The sequence below is a fragment of the Tessaracoccus lapidicaptus genome (genome assembly GCF_001693815.1).
GTDB lineage: Bacteria > Actinomycetota > Actinomycetes > Propionibacteriales > Propionibacteriaceae > Arachnia > Arachnia lapidicapta.
The window spans coordinates 187,572-207,212 of sequence record NZ_MBQD01000022.1; the positions used below are offsets into that span (position 1 = coordinate 187,572).

General features: G+C 71.0%; 14 protein-coding genes and 1 pseudogene. 4 read left to right on the forward strand and 11 right to left on the reverse strand.

Annotated elements, in window-relative coordinates; all coding sequences use genetic code 11:
• Positions 1–3 precede the first annotated feature (3 nt).
• Entirely contained in the window at positions 4–1,590 is a 1,587-nt protein-coding gene (cydC, locus tag BCR15_RS15550; protein WP_408647398.1) for a thiol reductant ABC exporter subunit CydC, read from the reverse strand.
• A 147-nt stretch (positions 1,591–1,737) separates the two neighbouring features.
• Positions 1,738–3,618, reverse strand: a pseudogene (gene cydD, locus BCR15_RS15555) (thiol reductant ABC exporter subunit CydD); the annotation flags it as partial.
• Here cydD and BCR15_RS09270 point away from each other — a divergent pair.
• Complete coding sequence (locus tag BCR15_RS09270) at positions 3,569–4,114, forward strand: DUF4395 domain-containing protein (RefSeq protein ID WP_068751911.1); 546 nt, start codon at positions 3,569–3,571, stop codon at positions 4,112–4,114. The pseudogene cydD and the gene BCR15_RS09270 overlap by 50 nt on opposite strands.
• Positions 4,115–4,179: 65 nt before the next feature.
• On the opposite strand, the gene cydB is transcribed toward BCR15_RS09270, so the two are convergent.
• Both cydB and BCR15_RS09280 read right to left on the reverse strand, forming a co-directional pair.
• Positions 4,180–5,253: a cytochrome d ubiquinol oxidase subunit II gene (cydB, locus tag BCR15_RS09275; RefSeq protein WP_068751912.1), complete on the reverse strand. Its 1,074-nt coding sequence runs from the start codon at positions 5,251–5,253 to the stop codon at positions 4,180–4,182.
• Between the two features lie 11 nt (positions 5,254–5,264).
• A complete protein-coding gene (locus BCR15_RS09280) occupies positions 5,265–6,749 on the reverse strand; it encodes a cytochrome ubiquinol oxidase subunit I (protein WP_068751913.1) in 1,485 nt (494 codons plus the stop codon).
• A gap of 79 nt (positions 6,750–6,828) precedes the next feature.
• On the opposite strand from BCR15_RS09280, the gene BCR15_RS09285 reads away from it, so the two are divergent.
• Complete coding sequence (locus BCR15_RS09285) at positions 6,829–7,185, forward strand: BlaI/MecI/CopY family transcriptional regulator (protein ID WP_068751914.1); 357 nt, start codon at positions 6,829–6,831, stop codon at positions 7,183–7,185.
• A 16-nt stretch (positions 7,186–7,201) separates the two neighbouring features.
• Here the strand turns inward: BCR15_RS09285 and BCR15_RS09290 are convergent, their stop codons facing one another.
• The 4 genes from BCR15_RS09290 to BCR15_RS09305 form a co-directional block, all read right to left on the reverse strand.
• Positions 7,202–8,248 carry a PPK2 family polyphosphate kinase gene (locus tag BCR15_RS09290; RefSeq protein ID WP_068751915.1) on the reverse strand — a complete coding sequence of 349 codons (1,047 nt, stop codon included), beginning with the start codon at positions 8,246–8,248 and terminating at the stop codon, positions 7,202–7,204.
• 56 nt (positions 8,249–8,304) lie between these two features.
• Positions 8,305–9,822, reverse strand: a complete 1,518-nt coding sequence (locus BCR15_RS09295) for a potassium/proton antiporter (protein ID WP_068751916.1) — start codon at positions 9,820–9,822, stop codon at positions 8,305–8,307.
• Positions 9,823–10,063: 241 nt separating this feature from the next.
• A complete protein-coding gene (locus BCR15_RS09300; RefSeq protein ID WP_068751917.1) occupies positions 10,064–10,915 on the reverse strand; it encodes a VOC family protein in 852 nt (283 codons plus the stop codon).
• Between the two features lie 27 nt (positions 10,916–10,942).
• A complete protein-coding gene (locus BCR15_RS09305) occupies positions 10,943–12,178 on the reverse strand; it encodes an ROK family transcriptional regulator (protein WP_068751918.1) in 1,236 nt (411 codons plus the stop codon).
• Between the two features lie 76 nt (positions 12,179–12,254).
• On the opposite strand from BCR15_RS09305, the gene xylA reads away from it, so the two are divergent.
• On the forward strand, positions 12,255–13,424 hold the full coding sequence (xylA, locus tag BCR15_RS09310; RefSeq protein WP_068751919.1) for a xylose isomerase: 1,170 nt from the start codon (positions 12,255–12,257) through the stop codon (positions 13,422–13,424).
• 10 nt (positions 13,425–13,434) lie between these two features.
• A complete protein-coding gene (gene xylB, locus BCR15_RS09315; protein WP_068751920.1) occupies positions 13,435–14,826 on the forward strand; it encodes a xylulokinase in 1,392 nt (463 codons plus the stop codon).
• 344 nt (positions 14,827–15,170) lie between these two features.
• Here the strand turns inward: xylB and BCR15_RS09320 are convergent, their stop codons facing one another.
• The 3 genes from BCR15_RS09320 to BCR15_RS09330 are packed head-to-tail and all read right to left on the reverse strand — an operon-like array spanning position 15,171 to position 19,479.
• On the reverse strand, positions 15,171–17,150 hold the full coding sequence (locus tag BCR15_RS09320; protein WP_068751921.1) for an ABC transporter ATP-binding protein: 1,980 nt from the start codon (positions 17,148–17,150) through the stop codon (positions 15,171–15,173).
• A complete protein-coding gene (locus BCR15_RS09325) occupies positions 17,147–18,892 on the reverse strand; it encodes an ABC transporter ATP-binding protein (RefSeq protein ID WP_068751922.1) in 1,746 nt (581 codons plus the stop codon). Before BCR15_RS09325 ends, BCR15_RS09320 begins: the two co-directional genes overlap by 4 nt.
• Positions 18,877–19,479, reverse strand: coding sequence for a TetR family transcriptional regulator (locus BCR15_RS09330; RefSeq protein ID WP_141680095.1), 603 nt, complete (start codon positions 19,477–19,479; stop codon positions 18,877–18,879). The genes BCR15_RS09325 and BCR15_RS09330 overlap by 16 nt, the downstream gene beginning before the upstream one ends.
• Positions 19,480–19,641: the final 162 nt, after the last annotated feature.

Genomic DNA, 19,641 nt, shown 5'->3' on the forward strand with positions numbered 1-19,641 from the left:
GGCTCAACCCACGCCCGCAAGCCGCGTGTCAGGCTCAACCCCCACCGCGACGACGCGGGTGCAGCGGGCGATCACGTCGGGGTCGTGCGTGATGATCAGCATCGGAACGTCGGCGAACTCGCGGAGGGCGTCGTCGATGAGGGCGTCGGCGGTCGCGCGGTCGAGGTGCTCGGTGGGCTCGTCCAGGATGACGACGTCGCGGGGACCGACCAGCAGCCGCGCTATCGCCAGTCGACGGCGCTCGCCCCCGCTCAGCGTCGACCCCGCCTCCCCGACGCGACGCGCCGGGTCCAGCCCCAGCCCCGCGCGGGCCAGCGCGAGGCGGATGTCGTCGTCGGTGGCGTCGCGACGACCGATGCGCACGTTCTCCGCCACCGTCGTCGCGAAGATGTGCGCATCCTGGGCGAGGTAGCCCACGCGGCCGCCCCGCGCGACCTCCCCCGAGAGGGGCGGGATGAGCCCCATCACGGTGGCCGCGACCGTCGTCTTGCCCGCCCCCGACGGCCCCACCAGCGCGACCCGCTCGCCGGGCGCCACCGACAGCGACAACCCGCTGACCACCGGCCCGCCGCCGGGCCACCCGACGGTGACGTCGCGCAACGCGAGACCGGCCCCGCCCGCGTCACCGGGCACGGCGTCGCCGCTGCCCACCGGCGGTTCGGACAGGAGCTCCTCGACCCGCGACAGCGCCGAGCGCGCCCGCGTGTGGGTCTGCGCGGCCTGCGCGAACGTCGCCAGCACCTCGTGCAGCGCCAGCGGCGTGAGGACGAGGACCGCCAGCAGCCGCGGGTCGAGATCTCCGCGCGCGACCGCGCCGGTGCCGAACCACAGCGCCGCCAGCACCGCGACCCCGGCCGCCACCACCTGACCGCCCCCCGCGACGCCGCGCACCCACGCACCCCGCGACTCCACCCGCCGCAGCTCCTCGTCGACGGCGTCGGCGCGGCTCAGCGCGGCGCGCTGCTGCCCGTACGCGACCAGGTCGACCGCGGTGAGCGCCAGCTCCCGGACCCGGTCCGCCAGCCGCCCGCGAGTGGGCACCGCGGCGAGGTCCGCGGCCAGGGACGCGCGCTGTGTCCACCACGGCAGGATCGCGCCGGCCAGCACCGCCGACCCGAGCAGCACCAGCCCGCTCGGCACGTCGATGAGCGCCATCGCCACGCTCGCGCCCACGACGACGACCGCCGCGGACAGCGCCGGGATCCACACCCGCACGACCACGTCCTGCACGGCCGTGACGTCGGCGACGATGCGGGTGAGCAGGTCACCGCGGCGGCGCCCGATGAGCGTGGTGCGGCTCAGCGTCGCGTAGACGCGGACGCGCAGCGCGCCCTGCAGCCGCAGCGCCACGTCGTGCCCCACGAGCCGCTCGACGTAGCGGAACACGCCGCGGGAGATCCCGAACGCCCGGACGCCGACGGCGGCGGGCTGCAGGTAGAGCACCGGCGGCGCCAGCGCCGCGAACGAGATGAGCCAGGCCGAAACCCCCATGAGCGCCACCGACGACGCCGACGCGAGCGCGGCCAGCAGCACCGCCAACGCGAACCGGGTGCGCGCCTTCGGCACGGTCGCGAGCAGGTCGAGCAGCAGGGACCGGCCGGGCCTGGGCGGGAGCGACTCGTCCGGCGCGGCGTCGTCGACCCGTGCAGCCCGGCTCTCCGCGGCCTGGGCGGTCATGGGCGCCGGGAGGGGAGAGGCAGAAGTCTCAACCGCGCGGGTCGCGGCCGCCACCACCCGGTCCGCCGCGGCCAGCACCGCGGGCCGGTGGCTCACGATCAGCGCCGCCGCCCCCGTCGCGCGGACGGCGTCGACGGCGGCCGCCTCCGTGTCGGCGTCCAGCCCGGCGGTGGGCTCGTCGAGCACCAGGAACCGCGCGCCCCCGACCCTGATCCGGACCAGCGCCCTCGCGAGCGCCACCCGCCGGCGCTCCCCGGCCGACAGGCCCTCGCCGTCGTCGCCCACCGGCTTGTCGGGCGGGAAGTCCGCGCCCGCGTCGGCGAGGGCGCGGCGGACGTCGTCGACGGTGGCCCCAGCCGCGCCGAGCGCCACGTTGTCGCCCACGGTGCCGGCCACGATCCCGGGTTCCTGCCCGACCCACGCCACCTGGGACCGCCACGTGGCCAGGTCCAGCTCCGCGAGGTCCACGCCGTCGACGCTGACCCGGCCCGACGTCGGAGCGAGGAACCCCATCGCCATTGCCAACGCCGTCGACTTCCCGCCCCCGGACGCGCCGCTCACCGCGACGACCTCGCCCGGCGCGACCTCCAGCGTCAGCCCCTCGACCGCCGGCTGCGCGGCCCCGGGATAGGTGAACGACACATCGTCGAGGCGCAGCGGCCCGACGACGGGAGCCGGGCGGCCGCCCCGCCGCGGGCCCGCCTCGTCGATGATCCGGAATGCGGCGTCGGCGGCGGCGACCCCGTCGGCGGAATCGTGGAAGTGCACCCCGACCTGCCGGACGGGCAGGAACGCCTCGGGAGCGAGGATGAGGACGAACAGCGCCGTGGGGAAGTCGATCTCGCCGTACACGAGCCGGAAGCCGACGGTGACCGCGACGACCGCCACCGACAGCGTCGCCAGGAGCTCCAGCGCGAAGGAGCTGAGGAAGGAGACGTAGAGCGTCTTCATGGTCGCGTCGCGGTACTGCTCCTCGCTGATCTCCACGCCGCGGCGCTGCGCCCGGGCGCGCGCGAACGCCTGCAGGGTGGGCAGGCCCGCGACGAGGTCCGCGAAGTGGTTGGCCAGCCGGTCCGCGACCGCGAAGCTGCGGCGGGTGGCCTTCTCAGTGGTCCAGCCGATGAGCGCCATGAAGACGGGGATGAGCGGCAGGGTGAAGGCGATGATGATCGCAGAGCGCCAGTCGGCAAGGAGAATGGCCCCGCCCACGAGGAGCGGGACGGTCGCGGCGAGGCCGAGCTGCGGGAGGTACTTGGCGAAGTACCCATCCAGCGCGTCGAGGCCCTGCGTGACGATGCGGATCAGCGACGCCGACGTCGTGGCTCCCGCGGGGGAGTTGAGGCGGGCGGCGAGGAGGTCGCGGCGGAGGTCGGACTTGACGGCCGCGGCGGAGCGGTGAGCGAGGGTGGAGCTGAGCCAGGACAGGATTGCGCGGCCGGCGAATACGGCGGCCAGGACGGCGAGCGCCGCCGGCCAGCCCGGGGGGAGCGCGCGGGTGGTGAACGCGGTGGTCACCCAGTCGGCCAGGACGCGGGCCTGCACGATGAGCAGCGCCGCGGTGGCGACCCCCACCAGCACCGTCGCCCCGAGGAACCACCGCGTGGCGCGGGCGCGCTCGAGCAGTCTGGGATGGATGGGTCCGGCCACCCCGTCAGTCTTCCACAGTGTTTCGGGGCCGCCGGACCCGGCTGGGTGGCTGGGGTTTGAGCAGATGGCACGGGTCGACGGGGCACGCGCGCTCAGCCTGAGCGTGCCGGACGTCACGAGTGGTGCCATCTGCTCAAACCCCCCCGGCCCACCCCGGGCCGGGGAATGAACGGACCCCCGCCGTCGTTGTGCAGGCGACGCGGGCCGCCGCCCGCACCCCGCGACACCGACCGGAAGACCCCAGATGAGCTCCACTCTCGAGATCCACCCCTCCGCTGCCGCCGCCGCGCCCATCCGGCTCAGCCGCGTCCCCGCCGTGGTCGACGATGTCACCGTCCGCCTGGTCGCCGGCGTGGTGGTCGCCGTCGGCGCGACAGCGCTCCTCACCCAGCAGTGGTGGCTCTACGCGCTTCTGTTCATCGACTTCGCCCTCCGCTCGGCAGTCGGTCCCCGCTGGAGCCCGGTCGCGCGGATCGCCGCCGCGGTCCGTCCGCTCGTCCCCGCCGCACCCCGGTCGACGGCGTTTGCGCCCAAGCGCTTCGCCGCCGGCATCGGTGCCGCCATGACGGCCGTCATCACCGGGCTGTGGGTCGCCCACCTCGCCACCGGGGCCGAGGCCCCGCTGGTGGCCGCGACGGCGCTGGCCGTCGTCATGATCGCCCTCCCCGCGCTCGAGGCGGCCCTGGGCTTCTGCGTCGGCTGCGTCCTGTTCGCGGGCCTCATCCGCGTCGGCCTCATCCCGGCCGACGTCTGCGTCGACTGCGCGCCATCCGCGAAGCGCCGCGGCTGACCCACCGACCCCACGACGACGACGGGCCCCGGCACTCAGCCGGGGCCCGTGTCGTGTGACGCGGATCAGGCGACCGCCGATACCTCTTCGGGGATGTTCTTCGTAGAGATGCGCCGGCTGAACACCCAGTACGACCACGACTGGTACGCCAGCACGATCGGCACGAAGATCACGGCCGCCCACGTCATGATCGTCAGGGTGGTGTCCGACGACGCCGCCGTGATGATGTTCAGGCGCTCCTCCACCGGCCGGCTCTCGTCCTGCGCGAAGCCGAGGTTGCCGTACATCCGCAGGAACATGCCGATGAACAGCGTCAGCACGGTCGTCCCCGTGAGGATGAAGCCCCACCCGTCGCGGCCCTTGCGGATCATCAGCGTCGCGCCGACGATCGCGAGGATGGCGACGATGCCCGCGGCCCAGGCTGCCAGCGAGAAGTCGCCGAACTCCGAGGTGGCCGGGTAGAACACGTTCTGGCTGATGACGTACAGCGCCACCAGGACCGCGGCGCCGAAGCCCACGCGGCCGCCGAACGCCTCGGCCCGCTCGTGGATGTGTCCCTTGGTCTTCAGCGCGATGAACGCCGACCCGTGCACGAGGAACAGCACGACCAGCATCACGCCGCCTAGCAGCGCGAACGGCCCGAACAGTCCCCAGAACGAGCCGTTCCAGAGCAGGCCGTCGTTCGCGAGGCCGATGACGAAGTTGGCGAACCCGACGCCGAACACCAGCGACGGCAGGAACGAGCCGACGATCGCGAACCAGTCCAGCATCGCCCGGAACCGGGTGCCCGGGTGCTTCGAGCGGTACTCGAACGCGACGCCGCGCAGGATCAGGCCCACCAGCACCAGCAGCAGCGGCAGATAGAGGCCCGAGAACAGCGACGCGTACCAGCCGGGGAAGGCCGCGAACATGGCGCCGCCTGCAGTCAGCAGCCACACCTCGTTGCCGTCCCAGACGGGGCCGATCGTGTTGACGACGACGCGACGGTCGCGGTCATTCTTGCCCAGGACGGGGATGAGCATCGCGACACCGAAGTCGAAGCCCTCGAGGAAGAAGAAGCCGAGCCACAGCACGGCCACCAGCAGGAACCAGACCATGGGCAGCGTCGGCACGGAGACAGTCTCCAGCAGAATGTTCATCTAGCGGCCTCTCAGTACGCGAAGGTCATGGGGGCGTCGGGATCGGTCTGCAACTCGACGGGCGCGACGTCGGGCAGGCCCGCCTTCGCGTACTTGAGGAACAGCCACACCTCGATCACGGCGAGCCCGCCGTAGATGAGGGTGTACACGACCATGGAGAACAGCACCTCGGCCGGGCTCGCCGTGGGGGACACCCCCGCTGCCGTCGGCATCACGCCGGCGACGATCCACGGCTGGCGTCCCATCTCGGTGAAGATCCACCCGAAGGAGATGGCGAACAGCGGCAGCAGCGGCATCGCGAACATGGCCCATGTCCACAGCCTCGACGGCGCCGGCAGCTGGTCCTTGCGGGTCATCCACAGCGTGAACAGCGCGATGGCGGCGCCGATCATGCCCAGCCCGATCATGAGCCGGAACGTCCAGTACGACACCGGAACGATGGGCATCGGGTCGAGGCCGGGGTAGTTCGCCGCGAGTTCCTCGGCGTACTGCGCCTGGATGGACGTCTGCGAGCCGTCGAACTGGCGGAAGCCCTGGGTCTCGTACTCCTCGCGCAGGTCATTGATGCCCTTGACCTCCTCATGACCCGACAGGATCGACAGCAGGCCGGGGACCTTGATCGCGAACACCTCCTCGGTGCCGTCGAGGTTGCCGATGGTGAGGATCGAGAAGGGGGCGTTGCGCTCGGTGTCGAACAGCGCCTCGGCGGCAGCCATCTTCATGGGCTGCACCTGCGTCATGGCCTTCGACTGCAGGTCGCCCGTGATCACGGTCACGACGGAGGCGGCCAGCATGACCCACGCGCCGAGGCGCACGGCCGAGCGGTAGCCGCCGGTGTCGCCGGGCCGCTGCTCACCGTCGCGACGGATCTTGGCGAGGTGCCAGCCGGCGATGCCGGCCATCAGCCCGCCCGCCACCATGTACGACGACGCGATGACGTGCGGGAACGTGACGAGGAACACCGGGTTGGTGAGGACCTCGAGGAAGCCCTCGACGCCGTCGAGCTCCGCGCGCCCGTTGTTGAAGACGGTGCCGACGGGGTTCTGCATCCACGAGTTGGCCGCGAGGATGAAGATCGCCGACACCATCGTGCCGATGGCGGCCATGTAGATCGCCAGCAGGTGGAGCTTCTTGGGCAGCTTGTCCCACCCGAAGATCCACAGCCCGATGAACGTGGACTCCAGGAAGAACGCCAACAGCGCCTCCAGCGCGAGCGGGGCGCCGAACACGTCGCCCACGAAGCGCGAGTACTCGGACCAGTTCATCCCGAACTGGAACTCCTGCACGATGCCCGTGACCACGCCGAGGGCGAAGTTGATGAGGAACAGCTTGCCGAAGAACTTGGTGAGCCGCAGATAGGCGTCCTTGCCTGTGCGGACCCACATCGTCTGGAGGACGGCCACCAGCATCGACATCGCGATGGTGATGGGCACGAAGAGGAAGTGGTAGACGGTGGTGATCCCGAATTGCCACCTCGCCAGGGTCACAGCATCCATGCTCGGACCGTACTACCCCCGGTCGTATTTCGCCAACGGATCGGGCGCGGCGGCCAGGGCCTGCCCGTATGCTTGGCGCATGCCGTCGCGTGGAGAACTTGAGCAGCGGGTCATGGAGCTGCTGTGGGCCTCCGACGCGCCCCGATCAGTGTCCGACGTCCACTCGCTGCTCAGCCATGAGCGCGAGCTGGCGTACACCACGGTGATGACCGTGCTGGACCGGCTGGCGAAGAAGGGGCTGGTGTCGCGGGAGTTGGTGCAGCGCGCCTGGCAGTACCAGCCGACGGCGTCGCAGGCCGAGGTCGTGGCGCGCGACGTCGAGCGCATGCTCGCCCCCATCTCTCCCGAGGTCCGCGTCGACGCGCTGCGCCGGCTCGCCGCGACCCTCAGCGAGGACGAGCGCGCGGCGCTCGCTCAGCCGGCCGTTCCCGCCTGAGCGGCGCCGCCGTCGCTCACTTCCGCGACGTGCGGGTGCCGGCCTTGTCCTTCTTGCCCGCACGCTTCTTGGCGGCGCCCTTCTTCCGCCGCTTCGTCCGGGACGAGCCGTTCGCGAGGGCGTCGGCGGCGGCATGGATCTCGCCGCTCTCGGCAGCCGCCTCCTCCGCGGCCGCCTTCGCTTCGGCCTGGGACTCGGCGAACGCCTCGGGGGACATCGTGGCGGCCAGCCGGCGGCGCTGGACCTCGGCCCGCCAGCGCGGGCGCGGCCACTCGAGATCCATCTCCGCGAGCGTCCGGGTGATGATCTCGGTGGCGGCCAGCCGCGAGTACCACTTCCGGTCCGCCGGCAGCACGTACCAGGGCGCATGGGCGGTCGAGGTGAGACGGAACACGTCGTCGTAGGCGGCTTGGAAGTCGTCCCACTTCAGACGGGTGTCGATGTCGCCCGGGTTGTACTTCCACCTCTTGTCAGGGCGTTCGATGCGCTCCATCAGGCGCTTGCCCTGCTCGTCGTGGGAGACCATGAGGGCGAACTTGAGCACGACGGTGTCGTCGTCGACGAGGGCCCGCTCGAACCGGTTGATCTCGTCGTAGCGCTTGCGCCACACCTCCTCCTCCACCAGCTCCTCAACGCGGACCACGAGGACGTCCTCGTAGTGCGAGCGGTCGAACAGGCCGATCAGGCCCGGGCGGGGGAGGGCGCGCTTGATCCGCCACAGGTAGTGATGGCGGCGCTCCTCCGGCGTCGGGACCCCGAAGCTGCGCAGCGCGACGCCCTGCGGGTCGACCATCCCCATGACGTGGCGGGCGATGCCACCCTTCCCCGCGGTGTCCAGCCCTTGGACGATGATGAGCAGCTTGCGCGTGCCGCCGGACCGGCCATGTGCGAAGAACCGTTCCTGGAGCTCCGACAAGAGATCGCCGCGGGCCTTCATCACCTCCTTCGCCTGCGCTTTGTCGCCCGCCCAGGCGGGGGTGCCGGCGCGGTCGAAGGTGGCGAGGTCGAAGTCGGGGCCGACGCGCAGGGCGCTGCGCGGGTCCTCGGTCCACAGGTCTGTCATGGCGGTCCTTCCGTCAGGGATCTCCCATTGTTGCCCGAGAATCGGCCGGCCCGGGGTCATTCGCCGCCGGTGAGGCGCCGTCGATTGCGGCCCGACGACACCCAGCGGGCCAGCGCGCCGCCCTCGTGCAGCAGCTCCAGGCGGCGCTGGGTGCGCTCGACGAGGTCCGTCCGCACGGCCATCAGCAGCTGGTCGTGTTCGTGCAGGCGGGTGGTGCGGTCGGGGACGAGGACCTCGTCGCCGCGGATGATCATCGACAGCACGGCGCCGCGCGGCAGGCGGAGGTCGTCGGCGTACATGCCGCCGAGGCGACTGCCGTCGGGCACCGTCACCTGCACCAGGGAGGCGTCGATGCCCTCGAGCGGGGATGAGTCGAACGCGACCGCGTGCGGCGAGATCGCCTCGGTGACGTCCATGCGGCGGGCGAACCGCGGCAGGGTCGGGCCCTGGAGCAGCGTGAAGGTCACGACGAGGAGGAACGTGACGTGGAACATGTGGCTGGCGCCGGGCAGGCCGTTGGTGAGCGGGACCATCGCCAGCATGATGGGCACGGCGCCGCGCAGCCCGGCCCACGAGGTGAAGGCCTTCTCGCGCCAGGGGACCTTGAACGGCGTGAGGCACAGCCACACCGAGATCGGGCGCGCGACGAACGTCAGCACGGACCCGATGACCAGAGCGTCGACGACGGCGTCGGGGAGTTGATCGGGGGAGGCCAGGAGGCCCAGCATGATGAACAGGGCGATCTGCGCCAGCCAGCCGAGCGACTCCGTGAAGCCCTCCGTCGTCGAGTGGTGGGGGAGCGCCTGGTTGCCGAGCCAGATGCCGGCGACGTAGGCCGCCAGCAGCCCGGACCCGCCGGCGACCCCCGCCCCGGCGAAGGCGACCATCGCGATCGTCAGGGTGGCCAGCGGGTAGAGGCCGGCCGACGGCAGGGAGATCCGGCCGAGAAGCAGCTGCCCGAGCCGGGCGACGATCAGCCCGATGATGGCGCCCGCGACGAGCTGGAAGACGGCCGTGCCGATCATCGCGGCGATCGATCCCTCGGCCCAGGCGTCGGAGGCGACGACGCTGACCAGGACGATCGTCGGAGGGTCGTTGAACCCGGATTCGCCCTCGAGCGTGGCCCGCACGCGCCGCTTGACGGGCAGGCGGCGCAGGATCGCGAACACCGCGGCGGCGTCGGTCGAGGAGACCATGGCCGACAGCAGGATCGCGGTGCGCAGATCCAGGCCGAGGATGACGACGGCGAGGGTCGCGGCGACCGTGACGCTCACCAGCACCCCGCCGGTGGCCAGGAGCCCGGCGCGCAGCGCGACGGGGCGGAGGTCGGCCCACCGGGTGGTGAAGCCCCCATCAGTGAGGAGGACCGCGACGGCGATGAGGGCGAGGTTGAACGCGAGCTCCGCGTCGTCGAACCGGATCCCGAGGCCCGCCTCCCCGATGATGAGCCCGATGCCCAGGTAGAGGAGCATGCCGGGCATGCCGCTGCGGGACGCCACGCGCACGGCGATGACGCCGGCGAGGAAGATCCCGGACACCGCCAGCACGACGAGGTTGAGCTCCTCGTGGGTCATGGGCGGGCTCTACGCATCGTGGACCCTTCGGCCGGTGGACACGAGCTTAGCGGGCCTGGCGCCCCCGCTCCCGCCCCGGCGCCTGCCTTAGTGCGGATCGCCTGCGCTCTCGTCCTTGGCGCCTGCCTTAGTGCGCCCCGCCTGCGCTTTAGGGCAGGCGTCGTGCGCTAAGGCAGGCGCCGGAGCAGGAAGGCAGGCGCCGGAGCAGGAAGGCAGGCGTCGGGCGGGAGGGCAGGCGCGATCAGCCGACGGCGAGCCGGATCTCGTTGCGCCAGGGGTCGAGCACGGTGAGTGTGCGACCGTCGAACGTCGGCCGGTGCCCGGCGAAGCGGAGCCGCTCATCTGCCTTGCCGAGCTCGTCGACGGTGGGCACCAGGATGTCGACGACGCCCATGCCCAGCGTGTTCTGCCGCGGTCCGGCCCCCGCCGAATTCCACACGTTCATCGCCATGTGGTGGTGGTACCCACCGGCTGCGACGAACAGCGCGGAGCCGCCGAGCGCCGCGGTCTGGTCGAACCCCAGCGCGTCGACGTAGAACGCCTTCGCCGACGCGATGTCGCCGACCTGCAGGTGCACGTGCCCGAGCTCCGCCTGCGTCGGCGGCAGCGCCGTCGGATCCACGCCCGCGAGGTGCGTCGACACGAACTCGGCCGGGTCGATGTAGAGCGTGGCCATCTGGACCTGGTCCCCGTGCCACTGCCACTGGTCGCGGGGGCGGTCGTGGTACAGCTCGACCCCGTTGCCTTCGGGGTCGGTGAAGTAGAACGCCTGGGAGACGAGGTGGTCGCCGGTGCCCGCGTAGGTGTGCGGGTACCGCTCGTACATCCGCACCAGCGTGGCGGCGAGGGCCGGCAACTCCGCGTACAGGACGGCGGTGTGGAACAGGCCGGCGTCGGAGCGGCGCGACGGCCGGAGCTCCCGCGACTCCGTCAGCCGCACGATCGGCGTCCCACCGTGGCCCAGCGTCAGCGCCCCGGGCTCGTCGGCGAGGGGTTCCAGGCCGACGCCCTCGGTGTAGTAGGCGAGCATGCCCGGCATGTCGCGGACGCGCAGCTCGAGGCGACCCATGTGGGTGTCGGCGTGAAGGCTCATGCCTCCAGTCTAATGTTGAAGCTTCAACTAAGCAAGGGATGCGCGCTCGGTGGCAGGCGCCGCCCAGTGCGCCGGGTCCTCGAGCACGCGCTCGAGCGCGACGTACGCCGCCCCGAATGCCGGCGCCGCGTGGTCGGGCGTGGCGGCGAGCAGCTTCGGTTCCGTGAAGGGGCGCGCCAGCAGCCGGATGTCCAGCTCCTGCTGCACGAGCGGCCGGTACTCCTCGATGAGGACTGCGAGGTCGCCGCCCAGGACCACCGTCGTGATGTCGAGCAGGTTGCCCGCGTTCGCCAGCGCCAGGCCAAGCGCGCGCCCGGCGGCGCGCACGGCGTCGACGGCGGCGGGGACGCCGTCGAGGTAGGCCTGGCGGACCTCCTCGATCGTCGCGACCCCCACCATCTCCGTGAGCGCCCGCGTGCCCGCGTAGCGCTCCAGGCAGCCGGTGGCGCCGCAGCCGCACTGCGGGCCGTCGGGGTCGATGCACGTGTGCCCGATCTCGCCCGCCCACCCGCGGGTGCCGAGCGAGACCGATCCGTTGATGACGAGCGCCGACCCGATGCCGACCTCGCCAGACAGGTAGAGGAAGGCGTCGAGCCCGCCTGGCCGGCCGGGGCGCTCGTGGCCGACGAAGATCGCCGCACAGTCGGCCTCGTTCGCGACCCCGTAGTCGACCTCGTCCACCTCGGGCAGCCCGCCGTCGCGCAGCAGCGGCCTCGGATCGACGTCGTGCCAGCCGAGGTTGGGCGCCCGCAGCACCATGTGCGACGCCGCGTCGACCAGGCCGGGCACCGCGAGCTGGACCCCGACGAGCGTGGCGTCGGAGGGCAGGTGCGCCAGGCACTCGCGGGCGAGTCCCGCCACGTGCGCGAGGGCCTCGGCGGGGGAGCGGCCCACGTTGTCGCCGGTGGCGTCCGCGGCGGCGACGACGGTGCCGGCGAGGTCGACCAGTCTGGCCGCGCTGTGGCCGACATTGATCTCGAGTCCCAATGCCATCAGCGTCCCGCCGCGCGGATGCAGCGGCGTGGCCGGGCGGCCGCGGCGGGTGCTCGGGAGCGGGCTCGATTCGGACAGGATGCCCGCGGCGACGAGCTCGTCGACCATGCGGGATGCCGTCGAGCGGGTCATGCCGGTGGCCTTGGCGACGTCGGCCCTAGCCGGCGCTATATCGCTGGCGAAGACGTGTCGCGCGACCAGCGACAGATTGCTGGCGCGGAGGCTGCCTTGCCTGGCGACGCCGGCGGTGGGGTCGAAATGCGTGCGCATGCACTTGACTCTAGCCCAGATCCGATATAAGTTCAGAACGAAAACAAAACTTCGATCTCTCAACGAGGAGACCACCATGGCAGACCAGCAGTACAAGTTCTCGTTCGGCCTCTGGACCGTCGGATGGCGGGGCACCGATCCGTTCGGTTCCGACACCCGTCCGGAGTTCGACCCGTGGCACTACGCCGACAAGCTCGCCGAGCTCGGCGCGTGGGGCATCACCTTCCACGACAACGACATCTACCCCTTCGACGCCGACGAGGCCACCGCCAAGGGCCGCATCAAGCAGCTCAAGGACGCCGCCGACAAGTCCGGCCTGACCATCGAGATGGTCACCACCAACACCTTCAGCCACCCCATCTTCAAGGACGGCGGGCTCACCTCCAACGACCGCTCCGTCCGCCGCTTCGGCCTGAAGAAGATCCTCAACGCCGTCGACATCGCAGCCGAGGTCGGCGCCTCCACCTTCGTGATGTGGGGCGGCCGTGAGGGCGCCGAGTACGACACCAGCAAGGACTACTTCGCCGCCCACGCGCGCTACGCCGAGGGCCTCGACACCATCGCCGGCTACATCAAGGAGCAGGGCTACGACCTGAAGATCGGTCTCGAGCCCAAGCCCAACGAGCCCCGCGGCGACATCCTGCTGCCGACGATCGGCCACGCGCTCGGGCTCATCGCGACGCTGGAGCACGGCGACATCGTCGGCCTCAACCCCGAGGTCGGCCACGAGCAGATGGCCAACCTCAACTACACCACCGGCCTCGCGCTGGCGCTGTACACCGGCAAGCTGTTCCACATCGACCTCAACGGCCAGCGCGGCCTGAAGTACGACCAGGACCTCGCGTTCGGCCACGGCGACCTCATGAGCTCGTTCTTCACCGTCGACCTCCTGGTCAACGGCTTCCCGGCCAGCCCCGACGCTCCCCGCTACGAGGGCCCGATCCACTTCGACTACAAGCCCAGCCGCACCGAGGGCGTCGAAGGCATCTGGGACTCGGCACGCGCCAACATGGAGACCTTCACGCTGCTCGCCGAGCGCGCCCGCTCGTTCCGGCAGGATCCCGCCGTGCAGGAGCTCATGCGCCAGGCGTCGATCTTCGAGCTCGCCGAGCCCACGCTCGCCGAGGGGGAGACGGTCGCCGACCTCCGCGCCGCCGAGATGCCCGACGCCGACGAGAAGGGTGCCCGCGAGTACCACTTCGTCGAGCTGCAGCAGGCCGCTGTCCGCCACCTCCTCAAGGCCTGAGGGAGGAGCCGTGACGCTGGTCGCCGGCGTCGACACGTCGACGCAGTCGTGCAAGGTCCTGGTGGTCGACGCCGAGAGCGGTGAGATCGTCCGCCAGGGCGCAGCCTCCCATCCCGACGGGACGGAGGTGCACCCGGACCACTGGTGGACCGCCTTCCAGTCCGCGTCCGCCGCGGCGGGTGGCCTCGACGACGTCGCCGCGATCAGCGTCGGCGGCCAGCAGCACGGCATGGTCGCGCTGGATGCCTCCGGTGAGGTCATCCGCCCGGCCCTGCTCTGGAACGACACCCGCTCCGCCGGCGCCGCCCGCGAGCTCCGCGAGGAGTTCGACGGATGGGTCCCGGCGGTGGGGTACCTGCCGTTGGCGTCGTTCACCAACACCAAGCTCCGCTGGATGGCGGACGCCGAGCCCGAGAACGCGGCGAGGGTGGCGGCCGTGGCGCTGCCCCACGACTGGCTGACCTGGAAAATCCAGGGCTCAGGGGTCCTGGCGGACCTCTTCACGGACCGGTCGGACGCGTCGGGCACCGGCTACTTCGACTCCGTCGCGAACGAGTATCGGCGAGACCTGCTGTCGCTGGCGCTCCGCCGCGACGCGTCGTCGGTCATCCTGCCGCGCGTGCTGGCGCCCGACGAGGGCGTCGACGGCGGGCGCTGGATCCTCGGGCCCGGCTGCGGCGACAACGCCGGTGCGGCCCTCGGGCTGGATCTTCGACCGGGACAGACGAGCGTGTCGCTCGGCACGTCGGGGGTGGTCGCGGCGGTGTCGGCGACGCCGGCCTACGACGAGTCGGGGCTGGTCAACGGGTTTGCCGACGCGTCGGGCTCCTGGCTGCCGCTGACCGCCACCCTCAACGCCGCCCGCATCCTCGACGCGGCGCGTCGGGTGCTGGGTGTGGACTTCGACGAGCTGTCGCGGCTGGCGCTGTCGGCTCCCTCCGGGGCCGAGGGGTTGGTCATGGTGCCGTGGTTCGAGGGGGAGCGGACGCCGAACCTGCCCGATGCGACGGCGTCGCTGGTGAGCATGACGCTCAAGAATTTCACCCCGGAGAACGTGGCGCGGGCCGCGGTCGAGGGCCTGCTGTGCCTGATGGGCGAAGGGCTGGAGGCGATCCGTCGCCTCGGCGTCACCATCGAGCGGGTCAGCCTCATCGGCGGCGGCTCGAAGTCCGAGGCCGTGCGGCGGCTGGCGCCCGAGGTGCTCGGCGTGCCCGTCGACGTGCCGGCTCCGGCCGAGTACGTCGCCCTTGGCGCGGCACGCCAGGCGGCGTGGGCCCTGACCGGGACGCGCCCGGCGTGGGAGTCGTCGTCCACGGAGACCTACGAGGCGGAGTCGCGGCCGGAGATCGCGGAGCGCTACCGCGAGGTCGCGGAGCGGTTGGTCACCTCCAACGGGTGGTGAATTTCGCATCCAGCAGTCTCGCTGAACTGGGCGACGTCGCACCCCGGCGTCGCCTATCAGTGCAGTGAGCCTTCCTCGGCTGTTCCCTGGAACCTGCAGCGCGCCCTGACACGAGGCCCGGGGGGCACCCCACCCTCGCGCGCACATCCCGTGGTGGAGCGCGGGTTGAGCAGATGGCACCACTCGCGACGACCTCCACGCTGAGTTCGCGCGGGGGACTGTGCGCGAGTGGTGCCATCTGCTCAAGCCCACCCCCACCCGCCGCCCCACCACAGCGTCGAGAACGCAGCGAGGGCATCGGCACCCGTCGAGACAGATGCAGATGCCCTCGAAGAATGGGCCGGTCAGGCGGCGGTCTCCTCCTCGATCGCCGCGTTGAACTGGCTCTGATAGAGCTCGTAGTACGCCCCCCGCGACTCCAGCAGCTCGTGGTGCGTCCCCTGCTCGACGATACGGCCCTCCTCCATGACCAGGATCAGGTCGGCGTCCCGGATGGTCGACAACCGGTGCGCGATGACGAACGACGTCCGCCCGGTCCGCAGCGCCGCCATCGCGTGCTGCACCAGCAGCTCCGTGCGCGTGTCCACCGACGACGTCGCCTCGTCGAGGATCAGCAGCGCCGGATCCGCGAGGAACGCCCGCGCGATGGTGATGAGCTGCTTCTCGCCCGCCGACACGTTCGAGCCCTCCTCATCGATGACCGTGTCGTACCCGTCGGGCAGCGAGTGCACGAAGCGGTCGACGAACGTGGCCCGTGCGGCGGCGAGGATGTCCTCCTCCGTCGCGTCCGGACGGCCGTAGGCGATGTTATCGCGGATCGTGCCACCGAACAGCCACGTGTCCTGCAGCACCATGCCGATGTTGCCGCGCACCTCGCCGCGGGCGACCGACGCGATGTCGACGCCGTCGATGAGGATGCGGCCGCCGTCGAGGTCGTAGAACCGCATGATGAGGTTGACGAGCGTGGTCTTGCCCGCCCCCGTCGGCCCGACGATCGCGACGGTCTGCCCGGGCTGCGCCGTCAGCGACAGGTCCTGGATGAGCGGCTGGTCGGCCTTGTAGGAGAAGCTGACATGGTCGAAGACCACATCACCCCGCGACACCTTCAGCTCACCCGCCGGCTCCTCGGTCATCTCGTCGGCGTCGAGCAGCTCGAACACCCGCTCCGCCGACGCGACGCCGGACTGCAGCAGGTTCGCCATCGACGCCACCTGCGTGAGCGGCTGGGTGAACTGCCGCGAATACTGGATGAACGCCTGGACGTCGCCGATGTTCATCCGCCCCGACGCGACCCACAGGCCGCCGACGACGGCGATGACGACGTAGTTGAGGTTCCCGACGAAGAACATCACCGGCATGATGATCCCGGAGATGAACTGGGCGCCGAATCCTGCCTTGTACAGCTCCTGGTTGCGCCGGCGGAACTCGGCCTGGACCTCCTTCTGCCGGCCGAACACCTTCACCAGCGAGTGGCCGGAGTAGGCCTCCTCGATGTGGGCGTTGAGCTCGCCGGTGGACTTCCAGTTCTGGGCGAACAGCTTCTGCGACCGCTTGCCGATGACGGAGACCACCACCATCGCGATGGGCACCGAGATGAGCGCGACGAGGGCGAGGATCGGCGAGATCCAGAACATCATGATGAGGACGCCGATGACCATGAGCAGCGAGTTCAGCAGCTGCGACAGCGTCTGCTGCAGCGTCTGCGACACGTTGTCGATGTCGTTGGTGACCCGGCTCAGCACCTCGCCGCGCGGCTGCCGGTCGAAGTACACCAGCGGCAGGCGGTCGAGCTTCTCCGACACTTCGCGGCGCATCTGGTAGATCGACTTCTGCACCGCGCCGTTGAGGACCCAGCCCTGGATGTAGGAGAAGACGAACGACACGACGTAGAGAACGAGCACGAGCAGCAGCACCGAGCCGATGGCGCCGAAGTCAATGCCTTCGCCCGGGACGAAGTCGAGGTTGCGCAGGAGGTCGGCGAAGTCGGTGTTGCCTTCGGCGACCGCGCGGTCGATCACCTGCTGTTTCGTGACGCCCGCGGGCATCTGGCCACCGATGATGCCCGACAGCATGATGTCGGTGGCGCGGCCCAGGATCTTCGGTCCGACAACCGACAGCGCCACGGACAGCACGCCGAGCGTCACGGCCAGGAGGATCCCGGCGCGCTGCGGCCGGAGGTGACCGAGGAGCCGGCGCACCGACACCTTGAAGTTCGCCGCCTTCTCGCCGCTACCGGCCATGGGGCCGTGTCCGGGTCCGCGGTGCGTGGGGGCGTGCTTGGGGCGCTCGTTGGCCTTGACCGGGACTGCCTTGTTCTCGCTCATGCGGCGGCCTCCTCGGCACTCAGCTGGGATTCGACGATTTCGCGGTACGTCGCGTTGGTGGTGAGCAGTTCCTCGTGCGTGCCGCGCCCGACGATCTCGCCGTCGTCGAGGACGAGGATGAGGTCCGCGCCGGTGATGGTCGAGACGCGCTGGGCGACCACCAGGACCGCGGCGCTCGCGGTCTCGGGCCGCAGCGCCGCGCGGAGGCGGGCGTCGGTCGCGACGTCGAGGGCGGAGAACGAGTCGTCGAAGATGTAGACGCTGGGCTTCTTCACCAGCGCCCGGGCGATCGCGAGCCGCTGCCGCTGACCACCCGAGACGTTGGTGCCACCCTGCGCGATCTCGGACTCGAGCCGGCCCTCCTTGTCGAGCACGAACGGCTCGGCCTGCGCGACGCGCAGCGCGTCCCACAGCTCCTCGTCGGTCGCGTCCGGCTTGCCGTAGCGCAGGTTGCTGGCGATGGTGCCGGAGAACAGGTACGGCTTCTGCGGGACGAGACCGATCCTGGCCCACAGGGTGTCGGGGTCGAGGTCGCGCACGTCGACGCCGTCGACCAGCACGCGCCCTGCCGTCGCGTCGAACAGCCGCGGGATGAGGCTGATCAGCGTGGTCTTCCCGGAGCCGGTGGAGCCGATGATCGCGGTCGTGGTGCCGGGGGTGAGCTCGAAGGAGATGTCCCGGATGACCGGCTCCTCGGCGCCCGGGTACGCGAAGCTGACGCGGTCGAACAGGACGTGGCCGCGCTCGCCGGAGGGCGCGACGGGGCTCGCGGGCGGCGCCACGGAGGAGTCCGTCTCCAGGACCTCCATGATCCGGTCGGCGCAGACGGCCGCGCGGGGCGCCATGACCAGCAGCATCGTCGTCATCATCACGGAGATGAGGATCTGCATGAGGTAGGAGATGAAGGCCGTCAGCTGCCCGATCTGGATGTCGCCGGACTCGATGCGCTGCGCGCCGAACCACATGACCCCGACCGTGGACACGTTCATGATCAGGCCCACGAACGGGAACAGGAAGGCCATGAGGCGCCCGACCTTGGTGGCCGTGTCGACCAGCTCGGCGTTGGCGGTGTCGAACCGGCGCGCCTCGTGCGGCTCCCGCACGAACGCCCGCACCACCCGGATGCCGGTGATCTGCTCGCGCAGCACCCGGTTGAGGGTGTCGATCCGTTTCTGCATGAGCTCGAACAGCGGGCCCATGTTGACGATGAGCACGACGATGCCCGCGCCCAGGATGACGACGGCCGCGAAGATGATCCACGACAGCCCGGCGTCCTCGCGTAGCGCCATGATGACGCCGCCCACCATCGTGATGGGCGCGCCCACCAGCATGATCGCGGTCATCAGCACCAGCATCTGGACCTGCTGCACGTCGTTGGTGGTGCGCGTGATGAGCGACGGCGCCCCGAAGCGGTTGAGCTCGCGGGCCGAGAAGGACAGCGCGCGCTCGAAGATGGCGGCCCGGACGTCGCGGCCGAACTGCATGGCCGTGTTGGCGCCGGCCCACACGGCCCCGATCTGTGCCGCGCCCTGGACGGCCGACAGCAGCAGCATGACGCCGCCGGTGCCCCAGATGAAGTCGGTGTCGCCCGTGACCACGCCCTCGTCGATGATGCGGGCGTTGAGAGTGGGGAGGTAGAGCGACATGATCGTCGCAATGGTCTGCAGCACGATGACGATGCTGAGCAGCCCCCAGTAGGGCCGGATGTAGCGGTTGATGAGCCGCGCTAGTCGCTGGAGCATGCGGAGTCCTTTCGGAGCGCCCCGTGGAGCGCGAGGCGGGCGAGGTCGTCGAGGGTCAACGACGAGGCGACGAAGCGGGAGGCGTGGCCGACGGCGAACGTGCGCAGGAGTGTGGCGAAGGCGTCGAGCGGGATCGTGATGATGTCGCGGTAGGGGGCGAAGTGGTCCGTCATCCAGGCGTCGAGCTCCGCGGTCCGGGCCTCGAGTTCGGTGCGGGCGCACTGCGCGGCGTGGGGCGCGGTGTGTTTCGCGGCCCCGTGGGCGGCGATGAACATGGTGTGCACCGAGTGGAGGTACTGCTCGATGAGCTCGATGGCGGTGCGGGTCTGAGCCTCGATTCCGCCGGTGAGCGGGGTGTCGGCCAGCCGCTTGGCGAGCCTGTCGGCGGAGAGGGCCTCGCTGATGGTGGCGGAGATGAGGTCGTCGAGCGAGTCGAAGACGCGGAAGATCGTGCCCTCGGCGACACCGGCCGCCTCGGCGACCATGCGCGTGGTGAGGGCCTCGCCGTGCCTCTCCAGGAGCGGGATGCTGGCCTCGACGATGGCCGCGCGGCGCTGCTCGGGGGGCATGGGGGCGGCTCTGGTCACGGGGCGAGTCTAGTGAGTGAACACTCACTCATCAAATGCCGGTGTCGAGCCCGCGCGCCCGGACCGGGGGTCGTCGGCCAGGGGGACGTCCGGACTATGCGAGTCGCTCTTGCCGAGACGCCGCCGGCGTGCCATGCCTGTGAGAGCGCTCTCTCGTCGAGG